Source organism: Pirellulales bacterium, assembly GCA_035939775.1.
In the GTDB taxonomy this organism is placed as follows: Bacteria; Planctomycetota; Planctomycetia; order Pirellulales; family DATAWG01; genus DASZFO01.
The window spans coordinates 37,492-59,631 of record DASZFO010000245.1; the positions used below are offsets into that span (position 1 = coordinate 37,492).

Here is a 22,140-nt window from a genome sequence, read left to right on the forward strand (position 1 = left end):
GCCAATTGAACGCGATGATTGTAAAAACCTCCCGCAGACAGCTTTCAGTCTTCGCTCAGGCGAGCGGCCAGCCATGCCCGGGCATATGCCCAATGTCGATCGGCGGTGCGGCGTGGAATTCGTAGAACTTCCGCCGCTTCGCGCTGCGAAAGACCGGCGAAGAACCGAAGCTTTACTAGATTGGCGCAGAGAGCATCCTCAACCGCGAGCGCCTCCAGTGCGTCGTCGAGAGCGAGCAGATCTTCGTCAGGCGTATCGAGCGCCACTTCGATCTGGTCAAGACTGATTCTCCGGCCACCGCCACCACGTTTCAGCCGATTGCGATCGCGGGTTCGATTCAGCAGTACCCTACGCATGGCCTCGGCCGCTGCGGCAAAGAAATGACCGCGGCTGTCCCATTGCGGTGAGGCCTCGGGACCGACCAGACGCAAGTAGGCCTCGTGTACAAGAGCCGTGGCTTGTAGAGTTTGGCCCGGCTTTTCCTGTGCCAGCCTTTGGGCCGCCAGCTTGCGTAATTCGTCGTAGACGAGCGGCAAGAGCTGCTCGGCGGCGTGTTGATCGCCTTGCTCAACGGCGGATAGGATGCGGGTAACTTCGCTCATCGGCACCACCACAACTGAGACCACTTTGGAAGTGCTTTGAGTCTAGCCGCTCGCTTGGCCAACCGCCACAAATCAGCCCGCACAGGCGCCGCAAGCATATGTACGCCGACGCCTCCAAATCACGATTCAAGGGACCCGGTCGCCTGAGAACTCGCGGAGTGGTTGGCAATGGGTGCCCCGTCCAGCCGTGCGGGTCGAATGCACGGCGGTCGGATCGACCGACGTAGTAAAGTGTGTTCATCGGCGGACCGAAATCAGTTTTGCCGTCCGCCACCGTCGTTTTATCGTGGTAGGGGTCCAAGGTCATTCGGCCTTTCAGGGTGAGTCCCGATGGTGACAGGTGGACGACGGCCGTTAGAACTTTTTCTGGCCGGCGTCCAGCGACTCGACGCGACAATCTGTTCCAAGATGGGACAGGCGACGACAGAGTGAGACGGCACCAGATCGTCGCCTGGGCAATCGGTGCTAGGGGGCACGTCGGATCGGCGGCGAGTCAGACCGGATAGCCCCACTCTTCAAAGCATCGCCGCCACTCCCCTGCGAGCCGCCGACGCAATTCTGGCGCAAGCTCGCCAAACGCGTTCTTTCGATAGCCCAACAGCGACTCGAGGTATTGACGGAAGGCTGGTTCGGCGACCAGGAAGTCCGGCAGCGCCAGCGCATCGTAGATGTCGCGCACCTGGCCGATCGGATCAGCCTCCAGGGCCTCAAAGCTCACCTCGTGGAAGCGGCCCGACGGGATGAGTTCGCACTCTTCAAAGAACGCGTCATAGACCTCGCGGTACTGGCGGGCGATGTAGTCTTCGAGGTCGCTCAAGTCGGGACGCTGGAGAGACCAATACGGCAAGACCTTGCGGTACATGTGCACCGTCGATTGAAAGACCGCCAGGGGATTGCGCCGAATATGGACGAATCGGGCGTCGGGAAAGGCTTCTAGCAGGAACTTGATGCGGCAGGTGTGGGCCGGCGATTTGAGCACAATCGGCCGGCCGTATTTAAACGAGAGTTTTTGCACAAAGTAGGCCAGCGCCGCCTGCCACTCCGCAACCTCTGCGCGCGGAACGTTGCGGAACGTGAGATAGCGATCGTAGAAATCGCGACTGCGGGGAAAAGCCCAGCCGAGCATGACGCTGTGCCCGGTCAGTGAACACAAGGCGAACTCGTCTTCCTGAGGTTCGTCGATCCTCATCGCCACGTTGTCCTGCGGCCGCTTGCGAGGCATGAAGAAACCCATCAAGCGGGCGGTGGTCCGTTCGGTCGAAAGAAAAGTCCGCGGGAAGAAGACCTGATAGGTGTTCGGACAAGCGAACCGCGCGTCGCGGGCCAGCAGATTGTGCAGATGCGTCGTGCCGCTCCGCCAGATTCCGAGGATGAATAGCGGCGGATGCACCTTCGTCTCGCGAATCTTGCGGCCGTAGCGCCACTCTTCCCAACGTGCCCGAACGGAGTTCAATACGCTACTGAATGTGATCGCTGCCGCCCGTGGCCAATAAGGCAGGTCGACGCGAAAACGATTCGCGCGGAGCACTCTGAGCCAGTCGCCCAAAGTGGCACCGCTGAATGACCCCGTGCCGATGCTTTTCAAGAAGGCGTCACGCCAGGACATCGTATTGACTCGCTCGAAATTAATCTGCGAAGTCCGGTTGGAGGCACGACTACTGCCGATTCGCGTCGCCCGGTCTGCCGAATCTTACCAAATGGGTCCTGCCGCGGTGGCTCAAGCCGTAAGCCGGTCAATTGCCTGGGTGTTATCTTCGACAGATGCCCTCATTCTGAACGACTTGTCCGCCGTCGCGTGATCGCCAGTCCGCCGAGCGCCAGCCCGCCGAGGGCGAGCAGAAATAAGCTTGCGGGCTCCGGAACCGCAGCAAGGCCAGCGGTTGCACTGAAACTGCCCTGCGCGGAGATATTGAAACCAAATCCCTTCGTCGTCGAATCGGCGATCAGTTCGGCGGGACTGACAACCGCTCCAAACGGATGCTCGCTCGCTGTGAACAACACGGCCTGAAATAGGCCACCGGCCAACGGATTCCCCGAGGCGTCACTGGCGTCGATCGTCACCAGCGCTGGGCTGCCAGCGGCACCGCCGATGATCAAGGCGCTTTGGATGATATGGTCGGCCGTGAGGTCGCTGCCGGCATTGACTTGCGTGTTGCCCGCTCCGCCGATGCCGCCGACGACTTGGTTCGTGCCGGAGATGACGACACCCGGGGCCGTGCTGTTGTTCACAACATGCACGCGATTGCCGCCTGCTATGCCGAGCGCCGAATCCGAGCCGGCCAGTTCGAGCGTCGCGCCGCTGGAGACGACGGCGGAAACGCCGGTGCCGATCGTCGGCGAGCCGCTGGCGAGTGTGAAGCGGAGCGTGCCGCCGTTGACCGCGAGCGCCGAACCGTTGCCCAGTGTCACGTGGTCTTGGACGATCACGGGAATCGGCCCCAGCCCCCGACTGGGATCACCAGCGTAGTCTCGCACCACCAGCGACGCGCCGGGCGCAAGGTCGAGGCCGGCAATGTGGCCGTCGGAATGAATCAGATTGTTTGTAACTGCGCTATCCAAGAATGAGTCACTTAAGTCAGATCCCCGCGCGTCGGCGCCGCTCAGGTTCGCTCCGGCCACAGTGCCCGAGTAAGGTTGGAAGTACGTGTTGGTGAGATTGGCCTGGCTGAGATCGGCGTTGCTCAAGTTAGCGAACGACAGGTTGGCATTGGTGAGATTCTGTCCGGCGAAATTCCAAGCGGCAAGGATATTGTTCGACAGGCGAATTCCCGTCAGATCGTGGGCTTGGTAGCTGGCCGTCGAATAGAGCTGGGCGGCGGTGAAGCCGGTAGCCCCGAAATTCGCCCCCCGCACCTGGGTGCCGCTCAGGTTCGTTCCATCAAGTGTGCAATTAACAAAGCCGGCGTTGGCGAGGTTTTGGCCGGCGAAATTCGCACCGGAAAAATCAATGCCGTTCACGGCGAAATCGGCGTTGAATCGAATTGCGGTCAGATCATGCGATTGATAGCTGGCCGTGGAATACAGTTGCGCGACCGTAAAGCCGGTGGTGTTGCCGAACGATGCTCCCCGCACGTCGGCGCCGGTGAAGTTCGCGCCGGTCAGATTAGCGGCGCGGACGGAGGGGTTATCAGGAGGCGCGGTGAAATTCGCGCCACTGAGGTTGGACCCGTGGAAATCCGCGTTGCTCAATATGCCTGACCAGAAAGACGCGTTGGTGAGGTTCTGGCCAGCAAAGTTCCAGCCGGAAAGATTGTGGTATCCCAACCCGATTCCGGCCAGATCATGGTTTTGATAGCTCGCCGTAGAGTAAAGCTGCGCCGCCGTAACTACGTTGCTACCGTTGATATCTGTACGGAAATCCGCCCCCAGCACGTCCGCCCCGGTGAGGTTCGCCCCAGTGAGGGTACCGTAACTGAAATTCGAGTTTGTGAGGTTGGTTTGCCGGAGATTGGTGTTTTGCAGCGTGGCGTGGGAGAAGGACGCGCCGGTGAGGTTCTGGCCGGCGAAATTCCAGCCGGCAAGGTTGTTGTATGAGAGATCGGTTCCGGTCAGGTCGTGGGCCGCATAGCTGGCCGTTGAATAGAGCTGGGCGGAGGTGAAGCCGCTCGATGTGGTGTTGGCGAAATATGCCCCGCGAACCTCGCTGCCCGCCAGGTTCGCCCCCGTCAGCGTCGCACCATTGAAGATTGCGCCGGCGAGGTTCGCCCCGCTGAAATTGCCATTGTTCAGCGCCGCCTGAATGAAAGAGGCGCTTGTGAGGTTCTGGCCGGCGAAGTACCCGCCGGCAAGGTTGTTTCCATCCAGACGGATTCCGGTGAGATCGTGGTTTTGGTAGCTGGCCGTGGAGTAAATTTGGGCGGGCGTCAAGCCAGTGGTGTCGGTGAGCCATGCCCCTCGTATGTTGGCCCCCGTCAAATTCGCGCCGGTCAGGTTGGCTAGATAGAAGGAGACGCCGGTAAGGTTGGTGTTGCTTAGATTGGTATTGCTCAGCGTGGCCTCATCAAAGGACGAGCTGGTGAAGGTGGCCCCAGTGAGGTCGGCGTCGGACAGGATGGAGTGATTGAAGTAAGTGGCTGTGAGATTTGCGCCAGTCAGCTTCGCTCCGGTGAGCGTAGCATACTCGAAGCCCGCGCTGGTCAGGTTCTGCCCGGCGAAGTTCCAGCCGGAGAGGTTGAGATTATCGCCGCCGAGTTGGATGCCGGTTAAATCGTGATTTTGATAGCTCGCCGTCGAGTAAAGCTGTGCAGACGTGAAGCCGGTCACGCGGTTAAGAAATGCGCCGCGTACTTGGGCACCAGTCAGGTCTGCGCCGGTAAGCGTGGCCTGATAAAAGCTCGCATTGGCGAGGTTCGCCTGGCTTAGGTTCGCTCCGGTCAGATTGGCGACAACATCGAAATATGGATCGAAGCTTGCGCTGGTGAGATTGGCGTGGCTCAAATCCGCGTTCGTAAAATTGGCCCCTTGGGCCAGCGCGCCTGATAGGTCGGAGCCGATCAGGTACGCCATCGTAAGGTTGCGGGTCGACAAATACGCGCCCGACACAGCATTGGCGCCCGCGCCGTCGGGGCAGAGGGTTGTGCCCTGTTGCTTGCCTTGTGTGGGATCCGCGGGATTGATGTACTGCCACTGAAAAATGTCGGCCCGGGCGACGTGGGCCGGGGCGAACAGTGCGAGCAGCAAGGCCAGCAACGCTGTCACAAGGAGCGTCCAGTGTTTCGTCATGGGATACTTCTTTCTTTGCGGAGCGATCCGCGAATAAGTAAGCCGGTCATTGGTCCAAGCGCGCCAAAGCCAGCGCTGGAATAGCTGCGGTAAGATCCTTGAAAACGGTCTGCCGTATGTTCGCGGCGACGACCTCTCCGGCGCGCAGACCGAGCGCCGGCCGCGGTATCCGCAGCATGCGCGCCGGTGAGTCTCCGTCTTCGCGGTTGGGACTCACCGGCCGCTTTGGTTCACTTTTTGTCCTTGCCGCGGGAGATGGTCCCCTCGAATGAACCGAAGGTCTCGTCGGTGGTCGTGTCGAAGTAGCGCTCGCAGGTGAAGCACCCGCTCGCGCCGGCGAAGCGGCCCGTACCGCCCGTGATAGTCGCGACTTCCACGATGTAGAGCACGCCCGGTGTCTCCGTTGGCATGGACTTCCCGGTAAAGTCAGCGAACAGGGCGTCGCCGTTCGCCGCGGTGAACTCATACGTCCCGATCGCGGTCCCCTTCGCGCGGTTCACTTCGTGCGGGATGTCCAACTCGAACTGACCGAGTTCGGTTGCGTTTCCGTCAGCGTCCACATCGACCTCGACGAACGGCGGGGTGAGCGGATCGACGGTAACATCCCCTTCTAGGCTGCCTTTGAAAGGCACCTGTTCTCCAGCCGCTGCGGGGCCGGTGAGCCCCAGGACGGCTAAGACTGCCAATATGAGGCTGGCGGCAAAACAGTATCGTTTCATGGCTTCTCTCCAGTTGATCTGCGATAGTATGAAGAGACATCGCTGCCGGCGCGCAGACCGAGCGCTGGAGCGATGCCGGGCCGGTGAGCGGCTTGCTTGGCGGTAAGGCGGCTCGGAAGCGGTAAACCTTAGCTGCCTTCTAGAAGTGTTCGATCACCTTCTTCGTAGTGCCCGGCGCGGCAGTGCGCCGAGAATTAGCCCCTTCCCGCGCGAAGCCCTCGCGGCGATTTACCATCACGGTTTCAGCGTCTTCTCCGCGTCGTTGCGCGCCTCCAACTCCTTACGCCATTTCGTTGCCTCGTTCTTCTTACCCGTGGCTTCGTAGAGTTGTATCAGCCGGTTCAGGGCCTCGGTCAGGCGAATCTTTCCCTGGGACGGAATCTTGTCATCGCGTTTCTCCATTCCTTCGTAGCCGGCGACCAACAGCGGCTCGGCATCGAGGTATTTCTTCTGACCCAGAAGTGCGCCGCCGAGCATGGACTTGGTGCTAAACGTCGTCCAGGCGTCGGGTTCCTTCTTCTCTCTCATGGCCAGGCATTCGCGGAGGATCGGTTCGGCGTCGGGCCACGCATTCAGTTGCAGCAGGACCAATCCGTCCAGGGCCAGCGCCACGGCCAGCGACGGGCTGTCCGTCGGCAGCTCTTTGCGGGCCGTGTCGAGATTGTCTTTCACCAAGGTCGATCCTTCGGCGGACTTCCCGGCGCGGACGTAGGTCGTGAGTAGCTCAGCGCCCACCCAGCGCAGCGACGCTTGATTGCTTCCCTCGCGGTGTGCCTGTTCCAATAGCGGGATCGCTTCCGCCAGTCGGCCCGCGTCGCGGTAGTTCACTCCCAGGAATGCCAGCGTCCCGAGTGTATTCGGATGCAACTCTCCGAGTTCCTTCCGTTGCACCGCCAACGTTTGCTCCAATAGCGGAATCGACTTGTCAAGTCGGTTCAATCTCCAATATGCGGCAGCGAGGTTGTCGAGCGTAAACAGCGTGCTGGGATGGTCGGGGCCGAGTTTCTTCACTCGAGCATCGCGGACTTGCTCGTACAGGGCGATGGCCTCGGCCGTCCTTCCGACAGCTAGGTACGCGTCGGCGAGCTTGTTGAGCGTAGCCAGGGAGTCGGGGTGGTCGGGGCCGAGGTCCTTCACTTGGGCATCGCGGACTTGCTCGATCAGGGGGATGGCCTCGGTTCCCTTCCCGGTGGCTAGGAACGCCACGGCGAGGTTTTGGAGCGTGGTGAAGGTTTCGGGTTGGTCGGGGCCGAGTATCCTTGCCCGGGCATCGTGGACCTGCTCAAACAGAGCAATCGCCTCGGTTTTCTTCCCGGCGGCCAGGTACGCCACGCCGAGGCTGTTGAGCGCGGCCAGAGTGTCGGGGTGGTCGGGGCCGAGTTTCTTCATCTGGGCATCGCGGACCTCCTCGTTCAGGGCGACGGCCTCGGTCGCCTTCCCGATGGCTACGTACGCCACGGCGAGATTGTTGAGCGCGGCCAGGGTGTCGGGGTGGTCGGAGCCAAGTTTGGCCTTGCGAATGTCGGCGGACCGCCGGAGCTGGGTGACGGCTTTCGCATATTGCCCGACCTCCCGGTAGGCATTCCCCAAAGTTTGTCGAATGCTCGCCTCCAGCTCTGGGCGGTCCTTGAACTTGTCGCCGGCCGCGGCGGCGGCCCGGTCCAGGGCGTCGCGGATCGTCAAGCTGGGATCATGCTTGAACTTGCGGTCGGCCTGGGCTTTGCTCCCCGCCTGACCGAGCAGGTCGTTTTGCAAGAACTCGGTGACGGCGGTGGACATCTCGAGAAGGTCCTTAGCCTCGTTCTCTTGCTTTTTGGCCTTGGCCAAGTTCGTCTCGGCGCGCTGCTGAGCCGCCAGCGCCAGACGCTCTTGCTGTTTAGCCTCGACCAGTCCGAGAGTCGTGCCGACGATGCCGGCCAGCAGGGCCAACACAACCAGGTTCGCCGCCAGGACCGGCCCTTTATGCCGCCGCGCGAACTTGCGAAGCCGGTAAGCCACCGACGGCGGGCAGGCCAGCACCGGCTCATCCTTCAAGTAGCGCTGCACGTCTGCGGCGAAGGCGTTGGCCGTTTCGTACCGGCGGTTGCGATCCTTCTCCAAGGATTTCATGACGATCCAGTCCAATTCGCCGCGGACCAGTTTCGTCAGCTTGGCCGGCTCCATGTGCCGCTGCGCCGAGATCGACGCCATCGCCTCGCCCGATTCGGTGAGCCGCGTGCTCGGCTTGGGCGGCTCCTCCTCTTTGATGAGGCGGAGAACCTCGGCATAGGCAGCCTCCTTGAGCCGCTTGTGGGTCAGCGGTGTGCTGCCCGTTAGCAGCTCGTACAAGAGCACGCCCAGCGAGAAGATGTCGCTGCGGGTATCCGCGCTCAGCGCGCTCATCTCCGCCTGCTCGGGGCTCATGTATTCCAGCGTGCCGACCAGGGTGCCATACTGCGTGAACAGGGTTCGCTCGGTCAGCGTTTGCTCGATCGCCTTGGCAACGCCGAAGTCGATCACCTTGGGGATCGGCTTGCCGTCGTAGAGCGTGATCATGACATTGGACGGCTTGATGTCGCGATGAATGATCCCCTTCTGGTGGGCGTGCTGGATCGCCTGGCACACCGGGACGAGCAATTCCAACCGCTCGCGCGGGGTCAGGTGGTTGTCGTCGCAGTATTTGGTGATCGGCACTCCGTGGACCAGCTCCATGACGAAATAGGGAAGGCCCGATTCCGTGGTCCCCGCGTCGAGGACGCGAGCGATGTTGACATGGTCCATCATGGCCAGGGCTTGTCGCTCGGCCTCGAAGCGCGCGATGATCTGGCGGCTGTCCATGCCCGGCTTGATGACCTTGAGCGCGACCTTGCGCTGCACCGGCTGCGTTTGCTCGGCCATCCAGACGACGCCCATGCCTCCTTCGCCGATTCGCTGCAAGAGCTTGTAGGGCCCGATCTGCGCGCCGGGTTTCTCGAGCAGAGGCTGGTTGAGGGTGGCATCCAGTCCGGGGGCAGGAGCAGCCAGGAAGCTACCGGCTTCGCGGTGGACTTGCAGAAGGCATCCCACCTGTTGCTCCAAGTCGGCATCCCCGCCGCAGGCCTCGGCGACATAGCCTTCCCACTGCTCCGGTGGCAGTTTGCCGACGGCGTGAAGGAATAGTTCCCGAGCTTTTCGCAAATCTGTGGGCATGGCAACACGCAATTCCAGGTTGGTCCGTCACCTTACAGTGCGGATTGGACTTCCGATTCGTCCGGAAGAAAAGCAACGAGATTAAGATTTCATCCCGCGGGCCGATCACTCAGCGTCTAGCAAGGTCCTGAGGCGAACCCGCGCGTAGGACCAGTGTTCGTAGGCGGTTGAACGCGAGATACCGACTACTTCGGCAGCGTCCTCGATCGATAATCCAGCGAAGTAGCGTAGCTGAATTAAACGGGCGGCCTGGGGATCCTCGGTGTCCAAACGAGTTAGGGCCTCATCGATGTTCAGAAGCTCGTCAGCCGGCGAGGTAAAGCCAATGTCGGCTGCGTCCAGAGTGACACGGCGACCCTGGCCGCCGCGCTTGTGAGCCTGCTTGCGGCGCGCCTGATCGACCAGTATCCGACGCATCGCCTCGGCCGCGGCTCCGAAGAAATGCCCGCGGCTATTCCAGTGCTGAGCTTTGTCCGTATCAACCAACTTAAGGTAGGCATCGTGGACCAGCGCAGTTGCCTGCAATGTCTGCCCTGGCTTCTCCTGAGCTAACCTCACTGCGGCCAACTTCCGCAACTCGTCATAGACGAGCGGCAAGAGCTGCTCGGTGGCGTGTTGATCGCCTTGATCAACGGCGGATAGGATTCGGGTAACTTCGTTCATCGGCGCCGCCAGAATTGAGACCGTGTGGTAACCAGCTTGAGTTTACCCGCTCACTCGTTCAACCGCCACGAGTTGGCCCGCCACAGTCGCCGCAGGGATGACGACCTGACGTCCGCATCGCGATTTGAGGGTCACCGTAGACTCAGAGATCACCGAGGGTTCGGCAATGGCCGCCTCCGTCCGGCCGCGCGGATCGAAAGTGTGTCGGTCGGATCGACCGCCGCTGCGAAAGCTGTAGGAAAATCAAGGGGGCCAGTGCATTTCGGTCGCACCCGGTGGCGGGAGCCGGTTTGGTCGGGGACGGATCGCCAGCAAGTCCGGAGGCACCAGAAAGTCTTCGGCGCAACTGCCGCGCTGGCTCCAGCCTCCGTAGTTCAGGCGAAATCGCACGGCGAAGTCGAGCACCGCTCGATCGACTCCCGTCTGCCCGCCGGATCGAATCACAATAGATGACATTTATCACTAGCTGCGGCGCCGCCTCCGCACCCAAGTCTTTCCGAAGGAGACCTGCCCATTGAACACCATCGTTGTTGTTTCGGTGAGCAGCTCGCTCGCCCTGCGAGTCGTCTCGATCGCGCTGGTGCGCGAAGTGCGGCTTCGCAGGGCCTTGCAGCGACTGCTGGCACGACTGTTGGCCCATTGAAGAGGAAAGGAACCATGAAATTGTATTGAGTGTTGCGGCTTCTGATATTCGGGATCCTGGTTGTCGCGGCGAATCGCTGCGATTCGGATCACGCGCGCGTGGCGAGACTTTCGCAAGAAGCCGCCGCCCGCCATGCCGAGCAGAACCGGGAGATGGCCCGGCAGGTCGAATCCCAGCAGGGCGTGCAATAGGGCATCGACGCCCAGCGCGGACATCTCGACCAGCAACGCTCTGTACTGGAAGACGAGCGGCGGGCGATCGCCGCCGAGCGGGTCCGGGATCCGATCACCGCCAATGCCCTGACGGGAACCGTCGTCCTGGCCGCCTGCGCGCTTCCCCGGGTGCTGTCATTCTTCGTTCTGCGCGGCGCCCACAAGTCCGAGCCGGACGATGCGGCGCTCAGCGAATTGCTGGTGCGTGAACTCGTGGCGGACGAACCGCTCTTGCTCGCCTTGCCGACCAGGCCAGTGCTCGAGGAGCAACGCCATCAAGTCGAAACCACTCCGCGTCCCGCAGGAAAGGGAATACCGTCAGCGAGCAAGCGCTCACCGACGGTTCGATCAAGCTGACCGTTCAGATTGCCGAAGGTGCCGCATGACGCGGACGATCGAAATCATTGTCTCGCCCAGTGGACGGACCATGATTGAAACCAATGGCGACACCGACCCGCGAACCGAAGGCGTTAGCGGCGAGCACCGTCCCGAACATAATGCCCGGCAGCGAGCTTGTCTCCACCGCGCTGCGCGCGTTGAACTAATGGTCCAGACATGCCAGCAGCGGGTTCTCGGTGCGGGAGTCGCGAATCTGCAAGATCATCCCCAGCGCGGCGGCCGAGTTGCCTCCCATCATTTTGTCCGCCGCTGGGCCTCCCGGGCCAAGCCCGCCACGTTACAACTCTTGATGCAGCACAGATCGATCGAGACGACGCTCAAATACTACGTCGACCAGGACGCTGACGATGTGGCCGACGAGTTGTGGCGGGCGTTTCCCAATTTAGGTAAAAGTTCAGGTAAAAGTCGGCGAAAATCCCCTCATTCGGAGGGGACTGGCTCTGTGGACCCATCGCCGGAAACTATTTGACGGGAGCCTCTTCCGCAGCGGAGGGCACGGGGCTCGAACCCGCAACCGGTTTCCCGGCACCACATTTCCAGTGTGGCCGCTAGCCATTCGCTTACCCTCCGAATCGGCTCGTTTCCAATGGTACCACGTCGATTTGCGTCGTTCAACGCGGCGCCGCCATCAAACGAGTTGCGTTGCCGGCGGTGGCTACGATCGATTTCGGAGGCCGATCAACGCTGCTGTCGGCCCTGGGCAAGTGAGAGGTGCGGTCAAACTTGGCCGCGCGGCGACGTGATTCATCGTCCGCCGGATTAGTCGTCAGCATTTACGAGCTGCCCCAAAATCCAGCGTATTCGCAATTCGACTCCTTTGATCTCTTCGTCGGACCAACTCGGGTCCCTTCGCAGTCTTTCCAGATGAACTGCCAAATGCGCAATAACCGACCGACCCGGCTGGAAATTGTCCAGACAGTCATGGACCGCTGCGTTAAGTCGAGCTTCGGATGTCACGATTTTTGAAAATTGGCGACGGTGCGAAACGCGCGCCATGATTATGGTCGTTTTCAGACCAAACGGCAGGTGATTTGCTGTTTATATTCGCGGATGCAGGAAGTGGGCCAAAGGAATGGAGGCGCGAATGATGCCCGGCAACCGATTCTGGCTATGCGTGGAATCGTTGGCAGCTTCCTTCGACGGCGATGGCGAGACCGTCGAGGACAACCTGATCGTCTATGAGCAGCAGGCCGCTCAACTCCCGGCAGAAAAGCGCGCGGAACTCAAGCGGCAACTCGTTCCTGTCATCGGCGGCCTAGCGCGCATTTCATTGCGCATGCGCGAAGCCGATGGCCACTAGAAGCGCCGGGGCAACCTCAGAACCGCGAGAAACTCGTCTTCGGCTGCGACGGCGAAAGACGTGTCGATGCAAAGTGCGGATGTCCGTTCATAGTACTCCGCGGCAATGACCTCTTGCCGCCCCTATTTTTATTCAGAAATCCCGGATCTGCCATCTGGATGGCACTCGACGGCTCGGCGGCAGACGGCTAAAATGCCGGATTCCTATGCCACCCCAATCACATTTGTAAACCCAATGTACGCGATCATCACCGACGGCGGACGCCAATACAAAGTCGAAGAGGGCCAGTTGGTCGATCTCGACTACCGCAGCGTTTCGGCCGGAACTCAGTTGAAATTCGAGCAGGTCGTGGCGGTTGGCGACGGCGGCAAGCTGCAATTCGGCAAACCGCATCTGGGCGGCGCGAGCGTGACGGCCGAGGTGGTCGGGCTGGTGCAGGGCCCCAAGCTCGTCATTCAGTGGTTCCGTCGCCGCAAGAATTCCCGCCGCCGCAACGGCCATCGGCAGCTTCACACCAAGGTGAAGATCAATAAGATCAGCCTGACGTCGAACTGATCTAGTTGCTTCCGGCCCGCGGCGGATTCAATCCGCTCGGCCGCTCAAGATTCCGCGAACAGTGAATCGACGCTCAGACGAGCATTCGGCGCCGCCAGCGGCTGCACTGTTTCTCCGGCGCGGAATGACCGCACGCTGCGATAGTGGCCACCCTCCGGATCGCGCCGCACCTCGATGGTGCGCTCAACGACATTGACGATCCAGTATTCTTGGATTCCCACGTCGGCATAGACCTCTGACTTCTCGCCGCGGTCATTGTCGAGGCTGGACACGGCGACTTCGATCAGCAGCAACACGTCATCGGCAATCGGATGTCCGGCGGCATAGTCCTTGCGCTTCGCCCAGACGATGTCGGGTTCCGGTTCGCTGTCGACAGTCTCGAAGGCCAGTGGGTTTTGCACGCGAACCCGGACCTTCGCACGGGGTGCGCTGTCGAAGCTCCACTCGGCCAACCGGTCGACAATAGTGCAGTGGTCCGGACCGATCGGATTCATTTCGCGGAGTTCTCCTCGGATCAATTCGAGCCGTCGCCGGTTCTTGCCGTCGAAGACGCCGGTCGCAACGATCCGCTCGTATTCCTTAAGAGACAGTTTTGCAATCGCGCTCATTTTGGTCCTCTCGCAGCGTACAAACGTCGCGTTCGCGCATAAAGGCCGTTCTTCGTTCAACCCGCCAGATGCTCCGCAGTCGAGCCCGATTTATTATAGCGTGCGCGGCGGAGGCAGGGGCGCAGGCAAGCGCGAAAAGCGGGATGGTCCCTTCTTTCCGTGCGATCACGGGCCGCGCGCTGAGGGCCTACGAACCGAGGAGCGTTCGTTCGTCCGCGTCACGGCAGATGCAACAGCCGCGGCCACCATTCTTCCGTGCGCAAGTGGGCGACGATTTCGCATAGCACGGGCAGCCAGATCCACCGGGCGCTGCGCAGACCTTCGGCCCGCAGCCCGCGGATGTTGAGCGGGAATTTGGCCGGCGATTGAAAGTTCCGCAGCCGCGGCAGGTAGCGCGGGACTCTTCGGCAATAGTCCAAGAACGTCTGCCCAAACTTTTGGCGCAGCAAGATTTCCTCGGCGGGCACGGTCACACCGAGGTAGAAAACCGCGGCCAGCCCGAAACCGATTGCAAATGTCAGCGACTGGAGAAAGAAAGCGATCCCAATTCCCATCAGAAAGGTGCCGACGTAAAGCGGATTGCGGCAGATGGAGTAGGGCCCATCGGCGACCACCATGTCGAGCTTCCGCCCGCCGATATAGAATGTCGCCCACCAGCGAAACGCGGCGCCCACCATGAAGAGCATCCAGCCGGCGAAGTCGAATTCGATGTCGGTCCACGAACCTTCCGGCGCTCCCGGCGGCGAAAGGACGGTTGCCACCGCGAACGGAGCGATGATCAGAATGGCGATCCAGGCGCGCGAGCGCACCCACCAGTTTCGCCGTTTTGTGACAACAGAGGCAGCCACACTCATTGGGCGCACCGTCCTTGGCGGGCCGTTGTAAATCGGGTTGTTCGAGTCGGCCCCAGCGTTTGAGAGGTGGCCGAATGTCAAAGTGCCGAAAGGTACCCGCTTAGGCAAGATGTGTCAAAGGCAGTAAATCCGTTTGACTCGATTTGTTTCCCCCAACTTACCGATGACAATTGACGGGGGGCGATTCGTCGCCGCGGTGCTGCACATGGTTCGGATTTCCCGAGAATTCGCCTGGAAAATCGATGATTGTCCGACGCTGGGGAGTGCTCTCGATCATTGCGCTGGCGGGTTGCCAGAGCGCGCCTCCGGCCGCGCAGCCGCTGAGCTTTTCCCAGCCGCCGCAGTTTTCCAAAGTCGCGATTCCGCCGCCGCAATCGATTCGGGCCGAAGCGAAGCACGCCGCGGCCGACGATAGCGTCCGCCTGGCGTCGTTTAATTCTCCGGGCAAAACGGCGATCCAAATCCGGATGCCGCAGTTGGCCCAAAGCGATCCGGCGTCGAGTTCGGCGATGGAACTCTCCGCGGGCCCACCGAATCCGATGGTCCCGGAGCCGATTTCGCCGCTCGCGTTGCCGATTGCCTCGCGAGCGATCACGATCGACGAGGCGCTGGCGATCGCCTTGGCACAGAATCCCGATCTGGTAGTAAATCGTCAGGATGTGGCCGTGGCCGAGGCACAGCGCGTCACGGCCAACACGTATCCATTCAATCCGACATTTGAATCGCAGATTCAGGCGGCCGACAATTTTGGCTTAGCGCAGCACATCAGGCAATCGTACAGTTTGCTGCAGGAAATCGAGACGGGGGGCAAGGGAGGTTTCCGCCGCGGCCAAGCCAGCGCCGGCGTGCAGCGCACCGGATGGGAGTTGCGCGGCCGGGAACTCGATCTCACTGCAGATGTGTATCGCAAGTTTCAGGCGGTGCTCCTGGCGCGGCAGAAGCTGGACTTATCGCGCGAGACCGTCGCGTTGAACGTTCAACTTGCCGCCAATGCTCACTCACTGTTGCAGGCCGCGAAAGTAAGCGGCGCGGATGTCGTGATCGCGGAGCAAGAGGCCCTCGATTCGCGACAGGCGGAAATGGTCGCGGAAAGCGAGTTGCGCACAGCCCGATTGGAACTCCGCTCCACTTTAGGGATCGCCGAAGTGGTGCAGCTCGAGCCGCAGGGAGACCTGAAACTGCCTCAACAAGCGGCGTCGCCGAGTTTGAACACGCTGGTTCAAGCTGCTCTGGCGACGCGGCCGGAAATCTTCGCCAAGACCGCCGCCCTGCAGCAGGCCGATGCGGTCGTCGGCTTGGCGATTGCCAATCAAAAGGCCGATGTCACCTTCGGCCCCGCGATGGAAATCGACGAAAATAAGACTTTCTTTATCGGAGCAACGCTTCAGGTGCCATTGCAGGTATACAACAAGAGAGAAGGGGAAGTCTTGCAGGCGGAGGCCGAGCGGGCAAAAGCGGCCACCGAGTTGGAACAGAGTCGGCTCAAGGTTAAGATGGCAGTTCTAGCGGCCTGGCAACAATACGAAGATGCCCGGCGGCTGGCGGCAACCCTTGCGAACGAGGCACTGCCGGCCAGCGAGCGCCATTTGCAGGATGCCGAAAAGTTGCTAGCCGCAGGGCAGATCGACTTGCTGAAGCTGGTCGAATTGCGGCGGCGACATTTGGCGGCCCGGCAACAGTTGCTCGAAGCGCAGAATCAGATGGTCCTGCGGCGGATTGATCTAGAGATACTCTCCGGCCGACTCCTTCCCACTGAAAGTGCTCCTAGTGAATCGTCACACCCAGCTCTGCTGCCTGAACCGAGCAAACCGGAGCGAGCTAAGCCGTGAGATTTTTCGTGCCGTGGATCTGTTAGCGCCCTCGACATTTACCGGTCGCGCGGCAGAGCCGTGTCGGCAGTGCGTTCCCGGGCAGAGCCTGGGAACGAGCGGCGCGCGCTTTGCCGTGTGTGTCGGCATACTTTTGCTCGCCGGGTGCCGGCAGAACGCCAAGGAAGGGGCGCCGGAGGACGAAGTTTCGGCCAAACCCGTCGTCCAAGTTGAACTGCAACCGGTCGTACGCACGGCGATCGACGACACGGTCGAGGTCCTCGGCACAACTCAGCCATTGCGAAGCCGCACCGCTCGAGTGACGACCGCGATCGAAGGGCGCGTCGCTCAGATCTTGCCAGCGGCGAGCGAACCAGAACAGAACGATTCCGGCGTTCACACTTTGAACGGCGTTACCGACCCGCCGACCGCCGTTGAAGGACAGATGGTCACGGAGCGGCAGGTAATCGTTCGACTTGACGACAATCTAGCTCGCGCCGGCGTGGCCAAGGCGGAGGGTGCCTTGGCCGAAGCGCAGGCCGCGGCCGCAGCCCAGAATGTTTCTCGTCCGCAACAGCTTCAGGCGGCCGAAGCCGCATTCGCCTCCGCTGAGTCGGCACTCAAGGCGGATGAGAAGCAGCTCGAGCGGCTTCAGGAAGCCGGCGAGCGGCTCGTCGGTTCGGCGTCTCTGGCCGATGCGGCGACGGCCGTCGAACGCGCCCGGTCCGACAAACATGCCGCCGAGGCGCACCTCGCCGAATTGAGCGAGTTGCCGGCCGCGCGTAAGGTTGCCGAACTTCGGGCGAAGGTCAGGGCGGCCGAGGCCGACCTCACGGCGGCACAAACGCAATTGGAACTATGCAAGATTCGCTCACCCATCGCCGGCCGGCTCGGACAGGTCTCGGTCTTTCTCGGTCAGAGCCTTGCCGTTGGAACTCCGATCGCCACGGTGACGGATTTGCGACAGATCGGGCTCGACGCCGCGGTTCCCGCGAAGCGGATTCATTTGATTCAGGTCGGGCAGCAGGCGACGATCGCGTGGGGTGATGAGGCCTCGCCGCAATCGCTTGCGGGCAAGGTCACGTTCGTTGGGCAAGAGATCGAGCCCGGCAGCGGCAGCTTTCCGGTAACACTGGTCGCGGAAAACCCGCAGGAGCGGTTGCGCTCGGGGCTGCACGTTCGTGCTCGCATCGTCGTCCGCCATTTGGAAAACGTCTTGGCCGTGCCCCGAGCGGCAGTGATCGAGGAGACTGACGATCCGTATTTGTTCGTCGCCGAAAAGAAGGGAGACAAGCTGGTCGGTCGCCGGATGCCGGTCAAACGCGGCGTCCGCAGCGGCGATCTCGTTCAAGTGGAAGGAGAAGGACTCTCTGAGGGAGCCCTGGTCGTAACCGCTGGAAACTATTTCCTGCCAGACGGCGCCGAATTGAAGACCACGAGCGATGAGAAAAAAGAGACGAAAGAATCGCCAGACAAATCGGAATCGGCGCCAATGACGAAAGACAAGGACGACAAGTGAAGTACTCCACCCCGCGCTCACCTCCGCGTCGCTTCGGGTCGCGGCTAAACTCATGCACCTCTGATCCATTGCCTATGCCGCGGCATACCAGCTTCTCTCCGACCTCCGCCGCCCGATCCCCGAATTCCGACTTCCGATGTTCAATCTCGCCGCCAAATCGCGCCAATACTTCGGAGTGATGCTGCTCCTGACGGCGCTCGTGGCGGGGGCGGGCGTCGTAGCAATGCTACGGATGCCCAACAGCGTCTACCCGGAAGTGACATTTCCGCGAATCGCGGTCATCGCCGAGCTTCCTGGCACGTCGATCGACTTGATGGAGATTTCCGTCAGCCGGCCGCTCGAGAATGCAGTCAGCACGGTGGCCGGAGTCGAGCGCGTGCAGTCCACCACGATTCGCGGCTCGTCTCAGCTATCGGTCATGTTTTCCGCGGATGCCGACATGCGCTCGGCGCTTGAAAGCATCCGCGGGAGGATCGCCACCATGTCGGCCGATCTGCCGAAGGGGACCGCGCTTATCGTCGAGCAACAAACGCCGTCGGTGTTCCCGATCATCACGCTCGATTTGAGTGGCGGCTCGAGCCCGGCAATGCTCAAAGACTACGCGACCTATTCGTTGCGACCGCTCATCAAGCGGCTTCCGGATGTGGCCTATGTCACGATCCTGGGCGGCGACGAGCGCGAGATTGTCGTCGAGCCGGATCCGGACGCGCTCGCCGCCGCCGGATTGTCGCTCGATGATTTCTGCCAGCAACTTCAATCCGGCAACGCGATCCAAGCAGCCGGCAAGATCGATTGGGACCATCAGGCCCTGGGGATCCTCGGCCAGTCGATCTCGAACACGCCGGACCAAATCGCGCAGCAAGTGATTGCGCCCAAGGCCGGCGGCAAGCTGCGCGTCGACGATCTGGCCCGCGTCCGACTGTGGCACGAAGACCGCACGCAAGCCGTCTCCGGAATGAATCGCCGTCGCGAGCAGACGCCGGTCGTGTCGGTCAGCATCTTTCGGCGGCTCGGCGGAAACACGCTCACGGTCGCCTCGGCGCTCGAGGAGGAACTGAAGCGGCTCCGCCCGCTCGTGCCGCCGAATATCGAGATGCACATCGTTTATAACCAGGCGCAATTCGTGCGCGAATCGGTCGCCAACGTGCGCGACGCGATCTTGATCGGCGGCTGCGGCAGCGTCCTCGTTTTGTTGCTATTCCTCCGCAGTTGGAGAGCGACGCTAATCTCGGCGGTAACGATTCCCGTTTCGATCGCCATCACGTTCTTGTTCCTGCATGGGTTCAACCAGAGCTTGAATCTTATGTCGATGGGCGGACTTGCAGTCGCGATCGGGCTGATCATCGACGACACGGTCGTGGTGATCGAGAACATCTGCCGGCACCTAAGCGCGCGCGCCACCGCGCACGGCGGCAGGGGCGCGCACAGCGGGAATGTCGCACATGCGCTTCTCCCTCTCCCTCTGGGAGAGGGTCGGAGTGAGGGTCCGCAGGAGTCGACTGGCAATCCCTCTCACCCTAGCCCTCTCCCAGAGGGAGAGGGGACCGGACGCATCGCGCCGCACGCGAAAGTTGTAGGGCGAGCTGGAATCGATTCCGCGGCGGCCGCCGTCGATGCCGCGTCGCGCGAGATCACCGGGGCGGTTGTCGGCTCCACGTTAACGACCGTCACCGTGTTCGTGCCGCTGGCCTTCATCTCCGGCATGGTCGGCCAGTTTTTCACGTCATTGAGCATGGCTCTTTGCATCGCGGTGCTGGTGTCGATGGTGCTCAGCCTGACGTTGATTCCCGTGGTTTCGGCGCGAGTGCTCAAGCCGGGCTCCGTCCCCGAGCCAGGCAAAATATTCAATTGGTTCGCGAACGCCTACGAACGGGTTTTGCGGCTAGCGCTCCATTGGCGGAAGACGGTGTTGGTGGCCGCGTTGGCAGTGATTCCGCTCATGTGGTTGCTCTACGGGCGATTGGAATCGGGGCTGCTTCCGAATATGGACGAAGGGACATTCATCCTCGACTACTTCATGCCCGAGGGAACGTCGCTGGAAGAGACCGATCGGATGGCGGGCAAGATCGAAGAGATTCTTCGCGAAAACAAGTACGTCGCCGCATACACTCGCCGCACGGGCGCCGAGAACGGCTTTTTCGCCACGCAGATGTTTCGCGGGGATTTCAGCGTCGTGCTGGTGGATCGCGCCGATCGCCCCGCGATCAACAAGATTATGGACGATGTCCGCAAGGAGGTGGAGCATCGCTATCCGGCGATCCAGCATGTCGAAACGATCCAGGTGATGCAAGACGAGCTGAACGATTTGGCCGGCGCCGGCAAGCCGATCGAGATCAAAATCTTCGGTCCCGACTATGCGGTGCTGCGGTCGCTGGCCGAAAAGGCGGGAGAGATTCTCGATTCAAAAGAGGTCAAAGACGCGGGGCTTACTGATTCCGACGACAAGGTCCACGAGGGAAACGCCGACGTTTTTTTCAAGGTCGATCCGGTGCAGGCGGCCGCTGTCGGGCTCTCGGCCAGCCAGATTCAGGACCAGGTTCGCACCGCGCTCTTCGGGCAAGTGACGAACACGGTCGCCTCGGGCGAGCGGCTGCTCAACATCCGCGTTCGCTTATCCGACGCGCTGCGCTCGAATCTCGATCGGCTGGGGAATTTGCCGATCTCGACGCCGTCGGGCAAGGTCGCGCCGCTGGAACAGTTCGTCACTTTCAGCCCTCGCCGCACGCCGACGGAAGTCTGGCGCGAGAATCAGCAACCTGGCATCGATGTCACCGGAGACATGGAAAACGCCGATCGGCTGGGGGCCGTCGTCAAAGCGATTCAGCCCAAGCTCGCTGTGTTGGGGAAAACGCTCCCGGCCGGCTATCGAATCGAATTGGCGGGGGAATATGAAAGCCAGCTTGCATCGTTCCAAAGCCTGGCGACGATGCTCGTGGTTGCCACGGCGCTCGTGTTCCTGCTCTTGGCCTTTCAGTTTCGGTCGCTCGTGCTGCCGCTGTTGATCTTTTTGACGCAGCCGCTGTCGCTGGGGTCGGCGATGTTCGCGCTCTGGATCACCGGCACGCCTCTAAACATTTCAAGCTATATGGGGGCTATCTTGCTCGTCGGGCTGGATGTCAAGAATGGAATCATCTTGATCGAGTACATCGAGCAGCTTCTGGCCGAAGGGTGGCAATTGATGCCCGCGCTGCTGCACGCTGGCCGCGTGCGCTTCCGCCCGATCCTGATGACCTCGCTGGCAGCGATTCTTGGCCTGTTGCCGCTGGCGCTCGATATTGGCGTCGGCCCCGGCGGCGGGCCGGGCGCTCAAATGCAGCGGCCTCTGGCCATCGCCGTGATCGGCGGGCTGCTGGCGAACATGCTCTTCACGCGAATGATCATCCCGGTCGGTTATCTCGTGCTCAAGAGACCACGCGAAACGACTGAATTAGAGCGGACTTCGCCACCCGATCTTGCGGAAACTGCCGGTTAGGCAAGCTGCGGCAAAGTGCGACGGCAGCGGCAAGGTTTGCCGGCCGGAAAACCGATCTTCACCAATTGAAGCCGGACGTTTTCAAGCGTCTAGCAAATTCGGCGGGGACTGCCCCCCTTTTGCGCGGGCACCATCGCCGCGATGGCCGGCGAAGCAAAACGGGGACTGTCCCCTTCTCCCAGCCGAATTTGTTAGGCGCTCTTTGGAGGCCGCCATGTTTCGCCGCAGCATGTTTTATTTTCTCGTGTTATGCGCGGCAGTCGGCATTCCCTACTTAAGCACGGAATGGAACAAGACGAGCCAGTGGCTTTCAAGCCGCGCCGGCTCAACTGAAGCGACGCCGTCCGCCGCCGATCCGACCGCGCCCGACGGCAACGCGACCGGCCTCAGTAATCTGGCCGGACTCAATAGTCCGGTGTTCGGCGCCGTCACTCCCAACGGGCCCGACGCGGCCCCCACTCCGCCGCTGGTCGGTCTGGCCGAAGCGTTGCGATTCGACGTGACTTCTCCTTGGATTCTCGGGCGCTGGCCGCGCGTCACGGCCGGCCTGCCGGACGAAGACTTGCAAGGCTATCGCGTGGCGCTGGTGACGGGCACGCGCGATGACGATTTGGCCGGCTCGCTCACTTACTATTTCAACAAGCGGCAGCGCTGCCAGCGAATCACATTTCAGGGCACGACCGGCGATGCCCGCAAGCTGATCGCTTATCTCACCGAGCGCTATGGATTCAAGCAGCAGACGAGCAGTGACCCGAATCTGTACCTCTACCAGATTCGCTGGAACGGCAGCCCGCTCAGCGAGCTGCACATCCGCCCGGCTCGCATCGTCCGCGCCAACGAGCCGCTCGCCCGCTTCGAAGTGCTGCTGGCGATGAACGACACGAGCGGGAAATAAC

17 protein-coding genes and 1 tRNA gene are annotated in these 22,140 nt (G+C 61.4%); 7 read left to right on the plus strand and 11 right to left on the minus strand.

The features are described from left to right. Positions 1 to 44: 44 nt before the first annotated feature. From VGY55_15345 to VGY55_15375, 7 genes are all read right to left on the minus strand, one after another. Entirely contained in the window at positions 45 to 602 is a 558-nt protein-coding gene (locus VGY55_15345) for an ECF-type sigma factor (GenBank protein HEV2971349.1), read from the minus strand. A 493-nt stretch (positions 603 to 1,095) separates the two neighbouring features. Then, the gene (locus tag VGY55_15350; protein HEV2971350.1) at positions 1,096 to 2,208 is read right to left on the minus strand and encodes a sulfotransferase; all 1,113 of its coding nucleotides are present in this window, start codon (positions 2,206 to 2,208) and stop codon (positions 1,096 to 1,098) included. Positions 2,209 to 2,369: 161 nt separating this feature from the next. After that, on the minus strand, positions 2,370 to 5,324 hold the full coding sequence (locus tag VGY55_15355; GenBank protein HEV2971351.1) for a pentapeptide repeat-containing protein: 2,955 nt from the start codon (positions 5,322 to 5,324) through the stop codon (positions 2,370 to 2,372). A gap of 230 nt (positions 5,325 to 5,554) precedes the next feature. Beyond that, entirely contained in the window at positions 5,555 to 6,043 is a 489-nt protein-coding gene (locus tag VGY55_15360; GenBank protein HEV2971352.1) for a hypothetical protein, read from the minus strand. A 234-nt stretch (positions 6,044 to 6,277) separates the two neighbouring features. Next, positions 6,278 to 9,211 (minus strand): serine/threonine-protein kinase, encoded by a 2,934-nt coding sequence (locus tag VGY55_15365; GenBank protein ID HEV2971353.1) that lies wholly within the window; start codon positions 9,209 to 9,211, stop codon positions 6,278 to 6,280. Between the two features lie 105 nt (positions 9,212 to 9,316). Beyond that, positions 9,317 to 9,874 carry an ECF-type sigma factor gene (locus VGY55_15370; GenBank protein HEV2971354.1) on the minus strand — a complete coding sequence of 186 codons (558 nt, stop codon included), beginning with the start codon at positions 9,872 to 9,874 and terminating at the stop codon, positions 9,317 to 9,319. 243 nt (positions 9,875 to 10,117) lie between these two features. Beyond that, positions 10,118 to 10,330: a putative molybdenum carrier protein gene (locus VGY55_15375; GenBank protein HEV2971355.1), complete on the minus strand. Its 213-nt coding sequence runs from the start codon at positions 10,328 to 10,330 to the stop codon at positions 10,118 to 10,120. A gap of 58 nt (positions 10,331 to 10,388) precedes the next feature. Here VGY55_15375 and VGY55_15380 point away from each other — a divergent pair, with 58 nt between their 5' ends. Next, positions 10,389 to 10,517 carry a hypothetical protein gene (locus tag VGY55_15380; protein HEV2971356.1) on the plus strand — a complete coding sequence of 43 codons (129 nt, stop codon included), beginning with the start codon at positions 10,389 to 10,391 and terminating at the stop codon, positions 10,515 to 10,517. Between the two features lie 347 nt (positions 10,518 to 10,864). Here VGY55_15380 and VGY55_15385 read toward each other — a convergent pair whose 3' ends face one another. Together VGY55_15385 and VGY55_15390 are read right to left on the minus strand one after the other, a co-directional pair. Further along, positions 10,865 to 11,005 carry a hypothetical protein gene (locus VGY55_15385; GenBank protein HEV2971357.1) on the minus strand — a complete coding sequence of 47 codons (141 nt, stop codon included), beginning with the start codon at positions 11,003 to 11,005 and terminating at the stop codon, positions 10,865 to 10,867. Between the two features lie 610 nt (positions 11,006 to 11,615). Next, a tRNA-Ser gene (locus VGY55_15390) sits at positions 11,616 to 11,697 on the minus strand. Between the two features lie 518 nt (positions 11,698 to 12,215). Between VGY55_15390 and VGY55_15395 the strand changes: the two genes are divergently transcribed. Both VGY55_15395 and rplU read left to right on the plus strand, forming a co-directional pair. Beyond that, positions 12,216 to 12,428, plus strand: a complete 213-nt coding sequence (locus VGY55_15395; protein HEV2971358.1) for a hypothetical protein — start codon at positions 12,216 to 12,218, stop codon at positions 12,426 to 12,428. A 234-nt stretch (positions 12,429 to 12,662) separates the two neighbouring features. Continuing rightward, entirely contained in the window at positions 12,663 to 12,983 is a 321-nt protein-coding gene (rplU, locus tag VGY55_15400) for a 50S ribosomal protein L21 (GenBank protein HEV2971359.1), read from the plus strand. A gap of 44 nt (positions 12,984 to 13,027) precedes the next feature. On the opposite strand, the gene VGY55_15405 is transcribed toward rplU, so the two are convergent. Both VGY55_15405 and VGY55_15410 read right to left on the minus strand, forming a co-directional pair. Further along, positions 13,028 to 13,591 (minus strand): Uma2 family endonuclease, encoded by a 564-nt coding sequence (locus VGY55_15405; protein HEV2971360.1) that lies wholly within the window; start codon positions 13,589 to 13,591, stop codon positions 13,028 to 13,030. Positions 13,592 to 13,809: 218 nt separating this feature from the next. Then, positions 13,810 to 14,445, minus strand: coding sequence for an isoprenylcysteine carboxylmethyltransferase family protein (locus VGY55_15410; GenBank protein ID HEV2971361.1), 636 nt, complete (start codon positions 14,443 to 14,445; stop codon positions 13,810 to 13,812). Between the two features lie 242 nt (positions 14,446 to 14,687). Here VGY55_15410 and VGY55_15415 point away from each other — a divergent pair, with 242 nt between their 5' ends. From VGY55_15415 to VGY55_15430, 4 genes are all read left to right on the plus strand, one after another. Next, on the plus strand, positions 14,688 to 16,274 hold the full coding sequence (locus VGY55_15415; protein ID HEV2971362.1) for a TolC family protein: 1,587 nt from the start codon (positions 14,688 to 14,690) through the stop codon (positions 16,272 to 16,274). A gap of 115 nt (positions 16,275 to 16,389) precedes the next feature. Continuing rightward, positions 16,390 to 17,772, plus strand: coding sequence for an efflux RND transporter periplasmic adaptor subunit (locus tag VGY55_15420; protein ID HEV2971363.1), 1,383 nt, complete (start codon positions 16,390 to 16,392; stop codon positions 17,770 to 17,772). 136 nt (positions 17,773 to 17,908) lie between these two features. Next, entirely contained in the window at positions 17,909 to 21,244 is a 3,336-nt protein-coding gene (locus VGY55_15425; protein HEV2971364.1) for an efflux RND transporter permease subunit, read from the plus strand. Positions 21,245 to 21,458: 214 nt separating this feature from the next. After that, a complete protein-coding gene (locus tag VGY55_15430; GenBank protein ID HEV2971365.1) occupies positions 21,459 to 22,139 on the plus strand; it encodes a DUF6690 family protein in 681 nt (226 codons plus the stop codon). Position 22,140: the final 1 nt, after the last annotated feature.